The organism is Citrobacter sp. Cf136 (genome assembly GCF_030333815.1).
Taxonomy (GTDB): Bacteria; Pseudomonadota; Gammaproteobacteria; order Enterobacterales; family Enterobacteriaceae; genus Citrobacter; species Citrobacter freundii.
The window spans coordinates 506,107-519,085 of record NZ_JAOWFE010000032.1 but is presented as its reverse complement, the minus strand read 5'-3'; the positions used below and the strand labels follow the sequence as shown (position 1 = coordinate 519,085).

Below are 12,979 nucleotides of genomic sequence, written 5' to 3'. Positions count from 1 at the left end.
CATGGGCGACAGTATTCTTTCTCAGGCAGAAATCGACGCATTGCTGAACGGCGATAGCGAAACCAAAGACGAACCCATTTCAGGTATCGCAAAAGAAAGCGATATTCGTCCTTATGATCCCAACACTCAGCGTCGCGTGGTACGTGAGCGTTTACAGGCGTTGGAGATCATTAACGAACGCTTCGCGCGCCAGTTCCGTATGGGGTTATTTAACCTGTTGCGCCGTAGCCCGGATATTACCGTGGGTGCGATCCGTATCCAGCCTTACCACGAATTTGCGCGCAACTTGCCGGTTCCGACCAACCTGAACTTAATCCACCTGAAGCCGCTGCGCGGTACGGGTCTGGTGGTGTTCTCACCAAGTCTGGTATTTATCGCCGTAGACAACCTGTTCGGTGGTGACGGTCGTTTCCCGACGAAAGTGGAAGGCCGCGAATTTACGCACACAGAACAGCGCGTTATCAACCGCATGCTGAAGCTGGCGCTGGAAAGCTACAGCGACGCGTGGAAGGCCATCAACCCACTGGAAGTGGAATACGTCCGTTCTGAGATGCAGGTGAAATTTACCAATATCACCACCTCCCCGAACGACATTGTGGTGAACACCCCGTTCCACGTTGAAATTGGCAACCTGACCGGTGAATTTAACATCTGTCTGCCATTCAGCATGATTGAGCCGTTGCGTGAGCTGCTGGTGAATCCGCCGCTGGAAAACTCGCGAAATGAAGATCAGAACTGGCGCAATAATCTGGTGCGTCAGGTTCAGCATTCTGAGCTGGAGCTGGTGGCAAACTTTGCCGACATTCCGCTGCGGCTATCCCAGATTTTAAAACTGAAACCCGGCGATGTACTGCCGATTGAAAAACCCGACCGCATTATTGCTCATGTGGACGGCGTGCCTGTGCTGACCAGCCAGTATGGCACTGTAAACGGTCAGTATGCGTTACGCGTAGAACATCTGATAAACCCGATTTTGAATTCGCTGAATGAGGAACAGCCCAAATGAGTGATATGAATAATCCGTCCGATGAGAACACTGGCGCATTGGACGATCTGTGGGCTGACGCGTTAAACGAGCAAAAAACCACGCCCACCAAAAGTGCGGCCGATGCGGTATTCCAGCAGTTAGGTGGCGGCGACGTCAGCGGTGCTTTGCAGGACATCGACCTGATCATGGACATTCCGGTCAAACTGACCGTCGAACTGGGCCGTACCCGCATGACCATCAAAGAGCTGCTGCGCCTGACGCAGGGGTCGGTTGTCGCACTGGATGGTCTGGCAGGCGAACCGCTGGATATCCTGATCAACGGTTATCTGATTGCCCAGGGCGAAGTCGTCGTGGTCGCGGATAAATACGGTGTGCGTATCACTGACATTATCACCCCGTCTGAACGTATGCGCCGTCTGAGCCGTTAATCATGAATACCCAGGCTACCGTTTCTCAACCCGCCGCCGTTCCCGGCTCACCGCTGGTGCAGGTAAGCGGCGCGCTGCTCGGGATCATCGTCTTGATCCTGGCGGTGGCCTGGGTCATTAAACGTCTGGGGTTTGCCCCCAAAAGTGCCGGTACACGCGGGTTGAAAGTCACGGCCAGCACCTCATTGGGTCCACGTGAGCGCGTGGTGATTGTCGAGGTCGAAGATACCCGTCTGGTACTGGGTGTCACAGCCTCGCAGATTAACGTCCTGCACACCCTGCCCCCGGCACCTGCCGATGCAGAAGAAAAAACGGCCTCCCCTGCGGATTTCCAGGCCATGATGAAGAGTTTGCTTAAGCGTCCTGGGAGATCCTGATGCGCCGTTTGTTATCCCTCACGCTGGCAGGCTTGTGGCTTTTCAGTCCCGTTGCCCTCGCCCAACTCCCGGGTCTGGTTAGTCAGCCATTGCCGGGCGGCGGACAAAGCTGGTCTTTGCCCGTGCAGACACTGGTGTTCATCACCTCGCTGACGTTCCTGCCTGCAATTTTGCTGATGATGACCAGCTTCACCCGCATCATCATTGTTTTCGGTCTCCTGCGAAATGCGCTGGGTACCCCCTCTGCACCACCTAACCAGGTGCTACTGGGCCTGGCGCTCTTTTTGACCTTTTTCATCATGTCGCCGGTGATCGATAAAATCTACGTCGACGCATATCAACCGTTCAGCGAAGAGAAGATCTCCATGCAGGAAGCTATGGAGAAAGGCGCCCAGCCGCTGCGTGAGTTTATGTTGCGCCAGACCCGTGAAGCCGATCTGGCCCTCTTCGCGCGCTTAGCAAACAGCGGTCCATTACAGGGACCAGAAGCCGTGCCGATGCGAATTTTGCTACCCGCTTATGTCACCAGTGAGTTGAAAACAGCATTCCAGATAGGTTTTACCATTTTTATTCCGTTTCTGATTATCGACCTGGTGATCGCCAGCGTATTGATGGCGCTCGGGATGATGATGGTACCGCCAGCCACAATCGCGTTGCCGTTTAAGCTGATGCTGTTTGTGTTGGTAGACGGTTGGCAGCTACTTGTCGGCTCGCTGGCACAAAGCTTTTACAGTTAGAGGCGCGAAATGACTCCTGAATCGGTCATGATGATGGGCACAGAGGCGATGAAAGTCGCCCTGGCCCTTGCTGCACCTTTGCTGTTGGTCGCTCTCGTCACAGGTCTTATCATCAGTATTCTGCAGGCGGCGACCCAGATTAACGAAATGACGCTGTCCTTCATTCCCAAAATTGTCGCGGTGTTTATTGCCATCATTGTTGCTGGCCCGTGGATGCTTAACCTGCTGCTCGACTACGTGCGTACGCTGTTCAGCAATATCCCCTATATCATCGGGTAGACAACGTTATGTTGCAGGTGACCAGCGTTGAGTGGCTCCACTGGCTGAATTTATACTTCTGGCCTTTGCTGCGCATACTGGCGCTCATCTCAACGGCCCCCATCCTCAGTGAACGAGCCATCCCCAAACGGGTAAAGCTGGGGCTGGGGTTGATGATAACCGTCGTTATCGCCCCGTCAATTCCCGCCGTTGACGTCCCCATCTTTTCGATCGGCGCACTATGGCAGGCAATGCAACAAATCCTGATCGGTATCGCTTTAGGCTTCACCATGCAGTTTGCGTTTGCCGCAGTACGTACCGCCGGGGAATTAATTGGCCTGCAAATGGGCCTTTCCTTCGCGACATTCTTCGATCCCGGTAGCCGTCTGAATATGCCGGTTCTGGCACGACTGATCGACATGCTCGCCATGCTGTTGTTCCTGACCTTTAATGGTCATTTATGGCTGATTTCGCTGCTGGTAGATACTTTTCATACTCTGCCCATCGGTGGCAATCCGGTGAACAGCAATGCGTTTCTCGCGCTGGCACGGGCGGGCAGCCTGATTTTCCTCAACGGGCTAATGCTGGCCCTGCCGGTAATGACGCTGCTACTCACGCTGAACCTCGCACTTGGTTTGTTAAATCGCATGGCGCCACAGCTGTCGGTTTTCGTCATCGGCTTTCCTCTCACTCTGACCGTAGGTATTTCACTGATGGCGGCGCTAATGCCATTAATTGCGCCATTCTGCGAACGATTATTCAGTGAGATTTTTAATTTACTGGCCGATATCGTTAGCGAAATGCCTGGAAAATAATAACCCTTAATTTTTATCCTGTTTTACTAAGGATTGTCCTAATTTTAAAAAGTGACAACATCCACCAGGATATCTCTGTCGCGGCTTATTTGTTTTTGCCTCACTCACATAACGCAACATTCACTTTACTTTAAGATGTTTCCTGGCAAATTATACGCAACTTTACGGGATAGTAAATTCGCCTGAAAAACAGCGAAAGCGTCATCTTGGGTCGTTATTATTCCGTTTAGTTGTGATGAAATAATCAGGTAAGGGGAATTATCGTTACGCATTGAGTGAGGGTATGCCATGTCAACGATTATTATGGATTTATGCAGTTACACCCGACTAGGGTTAACCGGGTATCTGGTAAGTCGGGGAGTGAAAAAAAGGGAAATCAACAACATTTCCAACGTTGATGAACTCAGTCTCGCCTGTGTCTCTCAACAACCCGCTGTGGTGTTTATTAATGAGGACTGCTTTATCCACGATCCTGCTAATAGCCAGCAAATAAAGCAAATCATTAATCAGCATCCCAGCACATTATTTATTGTGTTTATGGCAATTGCCAACGTGCATTTTGATGAATATCTACTCGTCAGAAAAAACTTATTGATTAGTTCTAAATCGATTAAACCTGACTCACTGGATAAACTACTTGGCGATATTCTGAAAAAAGAAGTAGATATTGCTATTGATGTGAATCTGCCGACATTATCATTAAGTCGAACCGAATCCAGCATGCTGCGTATGTGGATGGAGGGTCAGGGAACAATACAGATATCGGATCAAATGAATATCAAAGCCAAGACGGTGTCATCCCATAAGGGGAATATAAAACGAAAGATTAAGACGCATAATAAGCAAGTTATCTATCACGTTGTGAGGCTTACGGATAACGTCACCAATGGTATCTTTGTGAATATGCGCTAAGACGTTCTGACTGGTGGCGACTCCACCAGTCAGAATCAAACAACGGAACTCATCTCACTCCACTTTTTCCACAAAGATACCATCCTGATGACCTGATTCATTAAAGAACCAGATACCGAGCGGGTAGTCTTCCAGCGAAACCAGGTACATGGTGCCTTCACTAAACTCTTCGATTGCCAGTACCACGCCCGGTCGACGAGGACCGCCGTCCGTTTTGACTGTGACCCGATCATTCACCTTCATAGTTTTCCTCCTGTGGCTTTGTGCCAGTGTAGAACAAATTCCTTTTTCTGGCAGCGCTCTGCACGCGCGATTGCGGGTTTTATCGACGGTCTATACTTAAGTTGTGCGTATCTGATGTTTGGGTACGCTCCCCCGGTATCCTTAACGGTTGAGAGGTATGAGGATGAAAACCGCGAAAGAGTACAGCGATACGGCCAAACGTGAAGTCAGCGTCGATGTCGACGCGTTGCTAAAGGCAATCAACGAAATCTGCGAGAGTGAAATTCATCGCAGCCAGGATGACCCGGAGCGCGTTAGCGTCGACGGCCGAGATTACCATACATGGCATGAACTGGCCGACGCGTTCGAGCTTGATATCCATGACTTTAGCGTATCGGAGATCAATCGCTGACTGAGGGCGAAAAAAATCCCGGCCCTTATCGGGTCGGGATCAAGCTTGCTTATGCAAGAAGCACTTGTAAATTCGTTACACCAGAAAATCTGATGTGAACCAAACCTTATCTGCAATTTTTTTGCCTGACAAGTAAATAATTCTCACCAAAATGATAAATATAACTAATGGGTGAGAGATCACCAGGTTACGGTCGAGTCAAATGTTCAGGCATCCTGACAGAGCTGTCTTCGCTCGCCCGGCACCACCAGTTCATCTTCACGGAATGCTTCCCGTTTAACGCCAAAGCCGTCGTACCAGCGACACTCCACCATTCCGCTGGCATACCCGGTAACGATCATACGTGGGCCACCCTCTTTGGAGGTGACTTCCTCACTGACAGAAAAGACCATACCTGCCTCCTGTATCAAGAGAAACCTTTACACCTTAGATGACAAAGAGGCGTTTTGCATAATCAGTCCTGTAACAATTAGTGCGAAACTCCGCGCAGTTTGGTGACAGCTTTCACCAGCAGAACGACAATCCCACCGATGATAAAGCCGAGCACCAGGTTAAGCAGGGTCGGAAGCATTAGCGAAATCAATGTACTTTGCTGTTGAGCAAAATGTTCAATCGCATGATGCAGCGGTGATATTCCGTGTACCACAATACCGCCCCCCACCAAAAACATCGCCAATGTACCGACCACAGAAAGTGTTTTCATCAGCCAGGGGGCAACCACCAGCAACCCTTTCCCCAGCGACTGGGCAAGTTGGCTACGTTTTTCTGCCAGCCAGTACCCGATGTCGTCAAGCTTAACGATAATCCCGACCAGGCCATACACGCCCACGGTCACCACTAACGCGATACCCGATAACACCAACACCTGATTCAGCAAAGGTGCATCCGCTACAATACCCAGCGTAATCGCAACAATCTCGGCAGACAAAATGAAGTCAGTACGTATTGCCCCTTTGATTTTATCTTTCTCAAAGGTGAGTGGATCCTGTGCGGCCAGAGCAGCCAGACGCTGCTGACGCTCTTCCGGGCTTTCTTTGTGCTTACGCGCCTCCAGGGTATGCAGAACCTTTTCTACCCCTTCAAAACAGAGAAACGCCCCACCTACCATTAATAATGGGGTGATCGCCCAGGGAATAAATGCGCTTATCAATAGCGCCAACGGTACAAGGATAACTTTGTTTACAAACGACCCCTTCGCCACGCTCCAGACCACCGGGAGTTCACGGTTCGCCCGCACGCCCGATACCTGCTGCGCATTAAGCGACAGATCATCTCCCAGCACGCCCGCGGTTTTTTTCGCGGCCAATTTTCCCATCACTGATATATCATCCAGCAGCGTGGCGATATCATCGAGTAAGGTTAGTAAGCTACTTCCTGCCAAAATTTTGACCCTCAATATTATTTTTTTGCAGTCATAAGTATGAAGTAAAACACGCCATGCTGAAACTGACCTTTCTGGTCAACAAGTTTTTAACATCGACACGTAATTATAAATCTCGCCAGTAAGATAGTTTTGACGTTTACTATGTTGCACCTTTTTATTTCTACCGTGAGGGATTATGCGTTTCAGGCAATTGTTACCGCTTTTCAGTGCGCTATTCGCGCTGTACATCATTTGGGGTTCCACGTACTTCGTTATTCGCATTGGTGTTGAAAGCTGGCCGCCGTTAATGATGGCAGCCGTACGTTTTCTCTCTGCGGGAATTTTATTAACAAGTTTTTTACTTATTCGCGGGCATAAGCTCCCCCCCTTACGCTTAATCCTGAACGCCGCGTTAATTGGTATCCTGCTGCTGGCTGTGGGTAATGGACTGGTCACCGTCGCAGAACATCAAAATGTCCCTTCCGGTATTGCCGCCGTGGTGGTCGCCACCGTCCCGCTATTTACGCTGTGTTTTAGCCACTTTTTTGGCATCAAAACGCGCAAACTGGAATGGTTGGGGATAGCGATTGGGCTCGCAGGGATCATCATGCTGAACAGCGGAGGCAATTTAAGTGGCAATCCGTGGGGCGCTATTTTAATCCTGATCGGTTCGATAAGCTGGGCGTTTGGCTCGGTGTACGGTTCACGCATTACGCTGCCCGTTGGCATGATGGCCGGAGCCATTGAAATGTTAGCAGCCGGTATTGTGCTGATGTGCGCATCGTTACTCTCCGGGGAAAAACTGACCACCCTGCCAACATTTTCAGGCTTTATGGCGGTGGCTTACCTGGCCCTGTTTGGCTCCATTATTGCCATTAATGCGTATATGTTCTTGATCCGCAATGTCAGCCCGGCGCTAGCCACCAGCTACGCCTACGTCAATCCGGTTGTTGCGGTGCTGTTAGGTACTGGTCTGGGGGGAGAAAGACTGGCCCCTATCGAATGGCTGGCGCTCGGCGTGATCGTGTTTGCTGTGGTGCTGGTAACGTTGGGGAAATACCTGTTCCCTGTTAAAGCGGATGCCGTCGCGAGTTCGTCGGAAAAAACATTACAGTAAATGAATACCGAGAGTGTCGATCTGCGCGGTGTCGCCACCGCCGCAGATCCACTCGATGACACGTTCAGATAACGCTTCATCATCCAGCTTTTCGCGACCACGCAGGGCGCACTCCCAGACAATCAGTACGCGCCAGCCAAGAGCCTGCAATTTTTCACAATCCCGCGCATCGCGTTGGACATTTTTGCCTATTTTTTCCAGCCAGAATTCCGTTCGTGTCGCGGGAACTTTAAATAAATAGCAATTGTGGTGGTGCCAGAAACAACCGTGAGTAAAAATCACACAATGATAATCATCCACCACAAAATCGGGGCGACCGGGTAACGTCGCATCCTGCACGCGAAACGTTACCCCCTGCTCTGTCAGCACGCTGGCAAGGCGTTTTTCAATTGCGGTATCGCGGGTGGCTATCGCCCGCATATTTTTACTGCGTGTTGCTTTATCGTGAACGTCTGCCATGCAGGTTCTCTTTCTCGCGAATAGCAACTGCCTGCCTGATTTTTGGCTCCAGCAGCCTGGCCACCGCCGCAAATGCCGGAACGACCACCGAATTACCAAACTGGCGATAAGCCTGAGTATCTGACACGGGGATCCTGAACTGATAGCCTTGCGGAGATTCAAACCCCATCAGGCGCGCGCACTCTCTGGGCGTAAGTCTGCGAGGGCGGTGTCTCTGATTCTGAGGATCGTCAAAATCTTTTTCACCCAGCGCCATATCCCAGCCACGGTCAATCAGAATCTCCGCCCCATCCTTATAATAACGCGCAGATAATGTGCGCGTTACGCTATCAGGGTTACCGGGATACACCATGCCATAGCCAAATCCATTTCCCCGCGCCTGATGCTTTTTCGCATAGCGGTAGAGGTATTTCCACAGCACCGGCGTCAGCACATATTTCGCATCGACGGTCGGCTCAAGCAGTTCCGCCAGCGTAGTACGCCGCTGCGGATAACGCGTGGCAATATCCCGCAGCGTGAAGTCTGATTTCAAATTCAGATCGCGTCGGAAGCCGACAAGCACGATACGTTCGCGATGTTGAGGCAAAAAATGTTGCCCATCGATAATTTTCGGATCGTCCGGACCGTTATCTGCCGCATCTGCCACGTCATACCCCAGCTCGTCCAGCGTCTGCATAATGATGCGAAACGTTTTGCCTTGATCGTGACTCTTCAGGTTTTTGACGTTTTCGAGCACAAATATTGCAGGTCGACGAGCGTCGATAATGCGCACCACGTCAAAAAAGAGTGTGCCTTGTGTATCACAGGCAAAACCGTGGGCCCGCCCTAACGCATTTTTCTTTGACACCCCGGCCAGGGAGAAGGGCTGGCAAGGAAATCCCGCCAGCAGTACATCATGTTCTGGAATGTGCTGGCGAATATGTTCTGCCGCCTGCTGGTCGCTCACCCCATCCTGATGGCTCAGCGTGACATCACGAATATCTTCATTAAAGTGATGCTGGAAGGGATCGCAATAGTTGTTCGCTTTGTAGGTACGCACCGCATGCTTGTTCCACTCGCTGGTAAACACGCACTGCCCACCAATTGCCTCAAAGCCGCGACGAATCCCGCCAATGCCGGCAAACAGATCGATAAATCGAAAGGCATAATGCGGATGATGCGCAGGTGGCGTCGGCAGCAAGGAATTCAGATAAGTAAACTCATTGTCGCTGAGGCGATGCCATGTTTCGTTCGCCACCACTCGCTTAAAGATGGCCGGACTCCAGCGGTTCTCGCCAACACCGTTCAGATAAGCAACCAGGGTTTTCACGTCATATATTTCAAGCAACTTAGCCAAAATCACCTGCGCGGCGGCCTTGTTATCATCTGTCATCGGGTTCATGGAGCCTGCTACTGAAAAATTATCCTGCATACATTTAACCGGCCGAAATGGATAACCGACAGATTAACATAAAATAGTGTGGTTGACGTTGCGGCTGTACTGGCGACTAACGTGCTTTAAAGGGTTGAATCGCGTCAAGATCCAGCATTTCATACTCTCCTTTTAACTCCGCACTCAGCTTCGCCATATACGTCAGTAAGAAGTCAGCATTATGCTGCGCTAAATGTCGTCCTTGTTCAGTTTGCATCGTCGACGGCAACGTCAATAACTTGGTCTGGAAGTGATCGAGCGCGTACTGTTTGTCATCAAGGCCACGCTGGCGGGCAAACGGATCTTCCGCATCAAATAGCGCCACGCCTAACGCACCAGACACAGCAAATACGCGCGCTAGACCGATAGCCCCCAGCGCCTCAAGCCGGTCCGCATCCTGCACGATTTTCGCTTCAAGGGTTTCTGGTGCAATTTTGGCGCTAAAACTGTGCGCCTCAATGGCATGGCACACGGCAGGTATTCTTTGTTGTGGAAAATCCGGAAAATCGCGCATCAAAATGCGACGCGTTTCCAGAGCTGCCAGTACCGACGAACGATGACGCTCAGGATGGTTCTTTGGCAGGCTGACGAGATCATGGAAGTAGCACGCGGTCAGCACCACTAGCCAGTCTACAGTAGCATCTGTACTCAGCTTTTGCGCCGTCATCCACACACGACGAAAGTGAAAGATGTCATGCGCGGCATCTTGTCCGGAATGGTTATCAGCTAACCAAGCTTCAAATTGCGACTGCCAGTCGTGCAGTTTCATGCTATCTCCCTTTGTAGAAAGAAAATCACCTTAGCAACAATTTTCATTGCAAACCACTACCTGCCCCATTACATAATTAACTTTTATTATCACACCAAAAACAAAATCCACATGAATTTATAGAAACCATAATATCAATATCAACAACTATATTATATGAATAACAAAAACAAATACTCCGCACAAATAAAATTCAAGTTTCAAATAAATAACTAGATATACATAAAATATTGATTAAAAATGATTTATGTGACAAATAACAATTTATCCAACATATATTTTTAGTTATAAAAACACATCAATGAAACATTTAGAAATATTTTAAATACATTTGTTACATGTTATATTTTAAATTAAATGAACTTCATAGATAGTATCCAAATGTAGTTGCTTGGATAGTACTACATATTCATTTTAATTATCATGCAAAGGGAATACATAATGAAAAGAAAAGTATTGGCACTGCTTCTCCCTGCTTTATTAGCTGCAGGCGCAGCAAATGCGGCTGAAATCTATAATAAAAACGGCAATAAACTGGATCTGTACGGAAAAGTCGATGGTCTGCGTTATTTCTCTGATGATGCAGGCAGCGACGGCGACATGACCTATGCGCGTCTGGGCTTTAAGGGCGAAACGCAGATCAACGATATGCTGACTGGCTATGGTCAGTGGGAATATAACATTCAGGCCAACGGTACCGAAGGTGACAAAGGCGATTCATGGACTCGTCTGGCCTTTGCCGGTTTAGGTTTTGGTCAAAACGGTACTTTCGACTACGGTCGTAACTACGGCGTCGTGTACGACGTTGAAGCATGGACCGATATGCTGCCAGAATTCGGTGGTGATACCTACACTCAGACCGACGTTTACATGCTGGGCCGTACCAACGGCGTTGCTACCTATCGTAATAAAGGCTTCTTTGGTCAGGTTGATGGCCTGAACTTTGCCCTGCAATATCAGGGGAATAATGAAGGTAGCAGCGTAGGTCAGGAAGGTTCCGGTAACAGTGAAAACCGCAAACTGGCGAAAGAAAACGGTGACGGTTTCGGTATGTCCACCTCCTATGACTTCGACTTCGGTTTAAGCCTCGGCGCGGCATACTCCAGTTCTGATCGTACAGATGATCAGGTTGCTCGCGGTTACCAGGACGGTATGAACAAGCGCAATAACTACGCAGGCGGCGAAACAGCTGAAGCCTGGACTGTTGGCGCGAAGTATGACGCTAACAACGTTTACCTGGCAGCCATGTATGCAGAAACCCGCAATATGACCTATTACGGCGGCGGCAACGGCGAAGGTAATGGTGGCATTGCTAACCAAACCCAGAACTTTGAAGTTGTGGCTCAGTATCAGTTCGATTTCGGTCTGCGTCCATCCATCGCTTACCTGCAGTCTAAAGGCAAGGATTTAGGTGGTCAGGAAGTGAGCCATGGTAACTGGCGTTACGTCGACAAAGATCTGGTCAAATATGTTGATGTAGGTATGACTTACTACTTCAACAAAAACATGTCCACCTACGTTGATTATAAAATCAACTTGCTGGACGAAGACGACAGCTTCTATGAAAGCAATGGTATCGCAACTGACGACATCGTTGCCGTTGGTTTAGTCTACCAGTTCTAATTACGACAAAAATACGCAAGCCCGCTTCATACCAAGCGGGCTTTTTCACCGCACAGGGATAAGCTCTGCTAACAGCGCCAGATATCCGACATTCTTTTAGAATTAATGCGGGGAAGATTTTGAAAAAATATTGATAACCAGAACCCCAGCGCAAATCAGGAACATGCCTGCGATCGCCGGGAAATCCAGCTTTTGCCCACTTACCAACCAGCCCAAAAGGCTGATTAATACGATTCCAGCACCTGACCAAATTGCGTACGCAATACCCGTTGGAATCGTCGAAAGCGTCTGAGCGAGAAGATAAAAAGCAGTGCAGTAGCACACAATGGTTGCGACAGATGGCCATAGACGTGTAAACCCGTCAGAGAACTTCATCAGGGTTGTACCTATTACTTCAGCTACAATGGCCCCGGCAAGGAAAATGTATGAATTCAAAATCTGGCCCCATGTGACAATCTAAGATAATTATCGTATCACAAAGGGTTAAGTGAGTTTATCCAAAACAAGTCGTGGGCATAACCCCAACAAATATTGCAATCTTGTCACCGTCTTGTGCGCCCGCTCATCGCTCAAAGATAACTGTCAGATTTATTCTCGAGGCTTGTTGCTAATTTCTCTAACGGCCTGGTTTCTGGGGCTATCTTCTTCTAGCATAAAAGCCAAAATAACGTTAGCTACCCTGCCCCTGGTTTAACTTTGAGCCGCAGGAAAAAAACTTGATAGAAACGAGAAAGGACAAACAACTATTCTCAGATCACAAAACTGAACGCCAGGTTGCGGTTTATGACAGAAAAGTGAAAATTTCCCCCACACTGGATCTTCCAGTATTGGGCAAATCAGAACATGATGATGGCGAGCTTTATACTAAGCGAATATACCGACACTATACCAAGTGTGACATGAGTCGTTGAAAGGAATTGAGCTAAGTGTTTGAATAGTGGCGGAGAGAGGGGGATTTGAACCCCCGGTAGAGTTGCCCCTACTCCGGTTTTCGAGACCGGTCCATTCAGCCGCTCTGGCATCTCTCCGTTTTGGCGGTTGCCATGATGCCAGGTAATTTGGCATTTTAACAGACCCCGTTCCGTCAA

Annotated in this window: 16 protein-coding genes, 1 tRNA gene and 2 pseudogenes; 11 read left to right on the top strand and 8 right to left on the bottom strand. The window is 49.3% G+C overall.

Annotated features, from left to right (window positions below; genetic code table 11):
• The first annotated feature begins 1 nt into the window (after nt 1).
• The 7 genes and pseudogenes from fliM to rcsA all read left to right on the top strand — a co-directional run bounded on the left by fliM (nt 2) and on the right by rcsA (nt 4,515).
• The gene (gene fliM / locus OGV98_RS06765; protein WP_003030434.1) at nt 2-1,006 is read left to right on the top strand and encodes a flagellar motor switch protein FliM; all 1,005 of its coding nucleotides are present in this window, start codon (nt 2-4) and stop codon (nt 1,004-1,006) included.
• Nucleotides 1,003-1,416, top strand: coding sequence for a flagellar motor switch protein FliN (gene fliN / locus OGV98_RS06760; protein ID WP_003030433.1), 414 nt, complete (start codon nt 1,003-1,005; stop codon nt 1,414-1,416). Before fliM ends, fliN begins: the two co-directional genes overlap by 4 nt.
• Nucleotides 1,416-1,793, top strand: coding sequence for a flagellar biosynthetic protein FliO (gene fliO, locus OGV98_RS06755; protein ID WP_094543095.1), 378 nt, complete (start codon nt 1,416-1,418; stop codon nt 1,791-1,793). The genes fliN and fliO overlap by 1 nt, the downstream gene beginning before the upstream one ends.
• Nucleotides 1,793-2,530, top strand: a complete 738-nt coding sequence (gene fliP / locus OGV98_RS06750) for a flagellar type III secretion system pore protein FliP (RefSeq protein ID WP_003030427.1) — start codon at nt 1,793-1,795, stop codon at nt 2,528-2,530. The genes fliO and fliP overlap by 1 nt, the downstream gene beginning before the upstream one ends.
• A gap of 9 nt (nt 2,531-2,539) precedes the next feature.
• Complete coding sequence (gene fliQ / locus OGV98_RS06745) at nt 2,540-2,809, top strand: flagellar biosynthesis protein FliQ (protein ID WP_003030425.1); 270 nt, start codon at nt 2,540-2,542, stop codon at nt 2,807-2,809.
• A gap of 8 nt (nt 2,810-2,817) precedes the next feature.
• A pseudogene (fliR, locus tag OGV98_RS06740) lies at nt 2,818-3,613 on the top strand (flagellar biosynthetic protein FliR).
• A gap of 278 nt (nt 3,614-3,891) precedes the next feature.
• On the top strand, nt 3,892-4,515 hold the full coding sequence (gene rcsA / locus OGV98_RS06735) for a transcriptional regulator RcsA (RefSeq protein WP_003030421.1): 624 nt from the start codon (nt 3,892-3,894) through the stop codon (nt 4,513-4,515).
• Nucleotides 4,516-4,569: 54 nt separating this feature from the next.
• Here rcsA and dsrB read toward each other — a convergent pair whose 3' ends face one another.
• Nucleotides 4,570-4,758 (bottom strand): protein DsrB, encoded by a 189-nt coding sequence (dsrB, locus tag OGV98_RS06730; protein WP_003030419.1) that lies wholly within the window; start codon nt 4,756-4,758, stop codon nt 4,570-4,572.
• A gap of 163 nt (nt 4,759-4,921) precedes the next feature.
• Between dsrB and yodD the strand changes: the two genes are divergently transcribed.
• Complete coding sequence (yodD, locus tag OGV98_RS06725) at nt 4,922-5,149, top strand: YodD family peroxide/acid resistance protein (protein WP_003030417.1); 228 nt, start codon at nt 4,922-4,924, stop codon at nt 5,147-5,149.
• Between the two features lie 206 nt (nt 5,150-5,355).
• On the opposite strand, the gene OGV98_RS06720 is transcribed toward yodD, so the two are convergent.
• Nucleotides 5,356-5,541, bottom strand: a complete 186-nt coding sequence (locus tag OGV98_RS06720; RefSeq protein ID WP_003030415.1) for a YodC family protein — start codon at nt 5,539-5,541, stop codon at nt 5,356-5,358.
• A 77-nt stretch (nt 5,542-5,618) separates the two neighbouring features.
• Complete coding sequence (locus OGV98_RS06715) at nt 5,619-6,533, bottom strand: DUF808 domain-containing protein (RefSeq protein WP_102190573.1); 915 nt, start codon at nt 6,531-6,533, stop codon at nt 5,619-5,621.
• A gap of 175 nt (nt 6,534-6,708) precedes the next feature.
• Here OGV98_RS06715 and yedA point away from each other — a divergent pair, with 175 nt between their 5' ends.
• The gene (gene yedA / locus OGV98_RS06710; RefSeq protein WP_003844217.1) at nt 6,709-7,629 is read left to right on the top strand and encodes a drug/metabolite exporter YedA; all 921 of its coding nucleotides are present in this window, start codon (nt 6,709-6,711) and stop codon (nt 7,627-7,629) included.
• On the opposite strand, the gene OGV98_RS06705 is transcribed toward yedA, so the two are convergent.
• The 3 genes from OGV98_RS06705 to OGV98_RS06695 all read right to left on the bottom strand — a co-directional run bounded on the left by OGV98_RS06705 (nt 7,621) and on the right by OGV98_RS06695 (nt 10,268).
• Nucleotides 7,621-8,088 carry a very short patch repair endonuclease gene (locus tag OGV98_RS06705; RefSeq protein ID WP_003030411.1) on the bottom strand — a complete coding sequence of 156 codons (468 nt, stop codon included), beginning with the start codon at nt 8,086-8,088 and terminating at the stop codon, nt 7,621-7,623. The two genes, yedA and OGV98_RS06705, sit on opposite strands and share 9 nt — an antisense overlap.
• A complete protein-coding gene (locus OGV98_RS06700; RefSeq protein WP_061548899.1) occupies nt 8,069-9,499 on the bottom strand; it encodes a DNA cytosine methyltransferase in 1,431 nt (476 codons plus the stop codon). The genes OGV98_RS06705 and OGV98_RS06700 overlap by 20 nt, the downstream gene beginning before the upstream one ends.
• Before the next feature lie 76 nt (nt 9,500-9,575).
• The gene (locus tag OGV98_RS06695) at nt 9,576-10,268 is read right to left on the bottom strand and encodes a phosphohydrolase (RefSeq protein ID WP_003839062.1); all 693 of its coding nucleotides are present in this window, start codon (nt 10,266-10,268) and stop codon (nt 9,576-9,578) included.
• A 441-nt stretch (nt 10,269-10,709) separates the two neighbouring features.
• On the opposite strand from OGV98_RS06695, the gene ompC reads away from it, so the two are divergent.
• Nucleotides 10,710-11,891 (top strand): porin OmpC, encoded by a 1,182-nt coding sequence (ompC, locus tag OGV98_RS06690; protein ID WP_102190420.1) that lies wholly within the window; start codon nt 10,710-10,712, stop codon nt 11,889-11,891.
• Nucleotides 11,892-11,993: 102 nt separating this feature from the next.
• Here ompC and OGV98_RS06685 read toward each other — a convergent pair whose 3' ends face one another.
• Nucleotides 11,994-12,326 carry an EmrE family multidrug efflux SMR transporter gene (locus OGV98_RS06685; protein WP_003839058.1) on the bottom strand — a complete coding sequence of 111 codons (333 nt, stop codon included), beginning with the start codon at nt 12,324-12,326 and terminating at the stop codon, nt 11,994-11,996.
• A gap of 296 nt (nt 12,327-12,622) precedes the next feature.
• Between OGV98_RS06685 and OGV98_RS06680 the strand changes: the two are divergent.
• Nucleotides 12,623-12,802, top strand: a pseudogene (locus tag OGV98_RS06680) (hypothetical protein); the annotation flags it as partial.
• 27 nt (nt 12,803-12,829) lie between these two features.
• On the opposite strand, the gene OGV98_RS06675 reads toward OGV98_RS06680, so the two are convergent.
• A tRNA-Ser gene (locus tag OGV98_RS06675) sits at nt 12,830-12,919 on the bottom strand.
• Nucleotides 12,920-12,979: the final 60 nt, after the last annotated feature.

Bases quoted from the DNA above. Each gene is read 5' to 3' on its own strand.
- dsrB (WP_003030419.1), bottom strand. From the start codon at position 4,758: ATGAAGGTGAATGATCGGGTCACAGTCAAAACGGACGGCGGTCCTCGT.
- OGV98_RS06705 (WP_003030411.1), bottom strand. From the start codon at position 8,088: ATGGCAGACGTTCACGATAAAGCAACACGCAGTAAAAATATGCGGGCG.
- fliQ (WP_003030425.1), top strand. From the start codon at position 2,540: ATGACTCCTGAATCGGTCATGATGATGGGCACAGAGGCGATGAAAGTC.
- fliM (WP_003030434.1), top strand. From the start codon at position 2: ATGGGCGACAGTATTCTTTCTCAGGCAGAAATCGACGCATTGCTGAAC.
- OGV98_RS06720 (WP_003030415.1), bottom strand. From the start codon at position 5,541: ATGGTCTTTTCTGTCAGTGAGGAAGTCACCTCCAAAGAGGGTGGCCCA.
- ompC (WP_102190420.1), top strand. From the start codon at position 10,710: ATGAAAAGAAAAGTATTGGCACTGCTTCTCCCTGCTTTATTAGCTGCA.
- OGV98_RS06700 (WP_061548899.1), bottom strand. From the start codon at position 9,499: ATGCAGGATAATTTTTCAGTAGCAGGCTCCATGAACCCGATGACAGAT.
- OGV98_RS06695 (WP_003839062.1), bottom strand. From the start codon at position 10,268: ATGAAACTGCACGACTGGCAGTCGCAATTTGAAGCTTGGTTAGCTGAT.
- fliN (WP_003030433.1), top strand. From the start codon at position 1,003: ATGAGTGATATGAATAATCCGTCCGATGAGAACACTGGCGCATTGGAC.
- fliP (WP_003030427.1), top strand. From the start codon at position 1,793: ATGCGCCGTTTGTTATCCCTCACGCTGGCAGGCTTGTGGCTTTTCAGT.
- rcsA (WP_003030421.1), top strand. From the start codon at position 3,892: ATGTCAACGATTATTATGGATTTATGCAGTTACACCCGACTAGGGTTA.
- yedA (WP_003844217.1), top strand. From the start codon at position 6,709: ATGCGTTTCAGGCAATTGTTACCGCTTTTCAGTGCGCTATTCGCGCTG.
- yodD (WP_003030417.1), top strand. From the start codon at position 4,922: ATGAAAACCGCGAAAGAGTACAGCGATACGGCCAAACGTGAAGTCAGC.